2 protein-coding genes and 1 pseudogene are annotated in these 3,909 nt (G+C 33.7%); 2 read left to right on the top strand and 1 reads right to left on the bottom strand.

The window, feature by feature from the left end:
* Both PVV66_RS09240 and PVV66_RS09760 read left to right on the top strand, forming a co-directional pair.
* On the top strand, positions 1-462 hold a 462-nt coding region (locus tag PVV66_RS09240; protein WP_273719556.1), incomplete at its 5' end, for an SMI1/KNR4 family protein.
* Positions 459-539, top strand: a pseudogene (locus PVV66_RS09760) (SMI1/KNR4 family protein); the annotation flags it as partial. The gene PVV66_RS09240 and the pseudogene PVV66_RS09760, both read left to right, overlap by 4 nt.
* A gap of 728 nt (positions 540-1,267) precedes the next feature.
* Here PVV66_RS09760 and PVV66_RS09235 read toward each other — a convergent pair.
* Positions 1,268-3,909 (bottom strand): type ISP restriction/modification enzyme (locus PVV66_RS09235; protein ID WP_273719554.1); only part of this gene is annotated, 2,642 nt, incomplete at its 5' end.

The following is a 3,909-nucleotide window of genomic DNA, read 5'->3' as shown; positions in this document are numbered from 1 at the left end:
TATACTTTAGATGATGTTGCACAATATATTGATATGCATAGTCATGTTATTAATTTTGGGACTAAAGATAATGCACCTGATGATGTACGGATTAAAACAGCAGAGAACACTCTCGATTTACAATTTAGCTCTTCCTACAAGAGTTTTTTAAAAAATTATGGAGGAGGAGAAATAGGAGGTGAAGAAATATTCAGTATTTATGAAATCTGTTCTGGTATTCCTGCTGGTGATATTGTTTACCGAAATTTGCTCGATAGAAGAGATGGCTTTATGAACTCCAAACAGCTTGTTGTCTGCACAACTGATTTTGGTGAAAGCTTTTACTTTGATTATACTCAGTTTCAGGATGGAGAGTGCCCGCTCTATCTTAAGTTTCCACTTGACGATCCCCAGTATTACGCAAGTAATTTTTATGAATTTCTCTGCAAAAGAATTAAAGAGTACGCGGTGGAAGATTCATGAAGACTTACACTTTAGATGATGTTATACAATTAGTTGATAAATATGAAGGTGATATTGTTAATTTTTTTTTGGAGAAGAAGAAAGAATAGGTTACCTAATTTGAAAGCGGTTTTGTAATATATTTCAGCTTAATATTTTTATGCATTCTTATAGCTGTTATTTGCTTTATAGCCACCGCATCATTTTTCATTTTCATAAGAGAAACGATAAATAGGATATAGGATAATTGCGATTTATAGACTGTTATGAAAACATCTAAAGAGAGATTGATAATTATAGAGATTAGAAAAATCCCTTTTAATAGGCTTTTGTCAGTTGTGTCAGTCCTTTTTAGACCCTATAATTATTTTTTCAAATGAGTAAAATTAAAAACATTATATATCAATATGTTAGTATTTTTAAGATACAACTTATATCAATAATACAACCTTAAATACAATCTTTAATATATATTTAAGAGGGTTTTGTAGGTGTTTTGGGGGTTTTAAAAACAGACAAAACCTATAAGCAAAATGAATATACATAACTCTCTTTAAACAAAGCTATCATTTTAGATTACGGTGTAATCCTTTAAAGGCAATGTAAAAAAATCTAATTCACTTTAAGAATGGATTTCTTAAAAGTCTTAAAGCAATCCAAATGAGAGTATCTAAAAATGCAAGTTTCTTCTTTTTAGAATAACGCATATAAACACTCCTTTTAAAGATTGTATGTATAAGCAATGTATAAAGGGGGTATAGACTGTTATAAGACCCTATACCCCTTGTGAGATTAACATACCCATTATGTGAGCATGCTTTATAAGTTATTCAGTTTCTCTTATTTCTAATTTTGGTAAGTTTTTAACGATTTTCATTGTTTCTAAACTTACGGTAATAACCTTTTGAAACAACTCTAGAGGGTAGGCAGGGTTGCCAACGGTTTCAACAGCATAGTGATTGGCATCATTGACAATGCCACTCTTTTTATCAGTCTTAACACATTGACGCCCCATAACCCATTCAAGAGCAGGTTTACCATTGACGATATACTCATAAGCTGCAAGAGGGATATCTGTTATGGTAATATTGCTATTGTAAAAAACAGTTGATTTATCCTTTTCGGATTTTCCTTTCTCTTTACCTGCTTTTGCGAATTTCATTTCAGTAACGTAATAAAACTTTTCGGGATTAGAGATGTCAGTTAATTTTGGATTACCCTTTTTAAAGGTCACTGGATAAGGCTCTATGCTTTCGTAATTCACGTGCAAATGACCTAATTCACGTCCTGCATTAACAAATTTCCAAAAATCACCAGCACTTTTAACACAAGGGATACGAGGCAATTCTTTGCATAAATTATGAGCATAACGAGAGCGATAATCTTCCGAATGAAGTAGACCGTAAACATAATAGAATAGATCATCTTTTGTTATGGTCTCATTCGGATAAGCGGCTTTAAAATGGGCTAGACCTTCATCAGTAATAGCATCACGCCTTTGTAAACCAGCTGTTTTACTTTTTTCTGTAGCATTTGCGAATAAATGTGATTGTTTCTTGTTTTTATCTTTTAAGACCGTAGTGTCTTTATAGATATATCTTGGAAAGCATTGACCTTTTTCTATTGCATCTAAATTAGGTAAATCCTTACTCATCAAAACAGAAAAACCACACCTTGCTCCTACGCCTGTAATTTGAATGACGCTATTTTCAATCATTTCCCCTATAGGAAATATCCTCGGCATTTGTAAAACTCTCTCATTGAAGGTGCGATTATAATAGAGCCATTGTTTCGTAAAAGGACGATATAGGCTTTGAATAATAGATGTATCTTCAAGTTCAAAAACTTTTCCTCTTACTAGTTCTTGCTTAACATTATGGCTCCAACTGATTTTTCTTTCATCCGTGGTGACAAAATTGTCTACAGCCTTTGCACGTGTTTTATTGTCGTCATGTAAATAGGTGTTATAGCGTTCTACTTCACTATTGTAGAAATCAATCATGTTATTCATATTTTCTGCTAAAACTTCACGGCTTGAATTATATGCCCATGCATCACGACTAGTGACAATACCACAAGATAAGATTTCAAATAGCTTTTTACCATGACCTTTTTTATAACCTATGGCTAAAAATTCTTTGAAACTGTCATCACGTTGACCAAGCCAATCGCCATGCTTGTCTGGTGTAATTATTTTCCAACCTTGTTTACTCCGTGTAATGCCATCAATGCTTCCAAAATCCTTAATTGTCTTAAGCTTTTTTTCTCTTGTGTGATTATTTCCAATATCATGATAGTAAATTTTACAAGGTCCAAAAGCATTGGGATTTTTGATAAATAGTGTTACCGCAATACCAGTCATACTACCACTACCAAAAACATTCTCACCTTCTTGAGCTCTTCCACTGCTTAACATATTTTTACGAATATCTCCCCGTAAATTAAGCACATAAATACTCGTAAATTCTTTGGCTAAAGATTTTCGTAATCCATCCATTGTTGACTTTTCTATATAACCAGAACCAGAAACAAAGCCAATTACCCCAGAATTATCAATACGATCACTAGCCCAGCGAATGGCACGAATATAACTATCATAAAGATTTCGCATAAGGCTTGCTTTAGATTGAGCCGCATAAGTTTCACCAATACGGTCATTTAATATCGGGTAAGGGGTATTCTTTGCATTATCATTAGCACTTTTTTGTCCTACTGAATAAGGAGGGTTGCCAAAGATAACTTCAATATTCAGTTTCTTTTGATGCTCTAAATATTCACTGTTTTCTTTAAACAATTCCTGTAGCAGGTTTTTCTCTTCAAGCATCCGAAACGTATCTGTCAAACCAATATGCTTAAAAGGAATATACTCACCTTTCATAAGACTATGATAAGTCGATTCAATGTTAATGGCTGCTATGTAATAGGCAAGTAAAACAATCTCATTGGCATGGATATCATGACGGAATTTATATTCCATATCCTCTGGTTTGATGAGATCTGATTGTAAAAGCCGTGTGATAAAGGTTCCAGTTCCCGTGAAAGGGTCAAGAATAGAAACACCCCGTGAACCAAGGCTTTTTCTAAATTCATTGCGTAACACATCATCAACAGAATGAATGATAAAATCAACAACCTCAACGGGTGTATAAACAATCCCAAGCTTATCCGTGGTTTTCTTAAATGCCTTGGCAAAAAAACTTTCATAAAGTTTGATAATAAGATTCTGTTTTGCATGAGTTTCGGTAATCCCTGCTGTACAGAACGTGACACTTTTGTAGAATTTATCAAGATCTTTCGTTTTCTCTTCGATATTGGTTTTATCCAATTCCGTTAAGATCTTATCCATGGCTTGCGAAATGGCATTGTTGTGGACAAATTCATTGCCCTCAAACAAAGCTTCAAACACGGGACGCGTGACAAGATGTTGGGCTAACATCTCAATCGCTTCTTCTTTTTTTATTTCACTGT

Origin of the sequence: Bartonella sp. AU16XJBT (assembly GCF_028618665.1) — a bacterium.
In the GTDB taxonomy this organism is placed as follows: domain Bacteria; phylum Pseudomonadota; class Alphaproteobacteria; order Rhizobiales; family Rhizobiaceae; genus Bartonella.
This window is presented reverse-complemented; position numbering and strand designations above follow the sequence as displayed.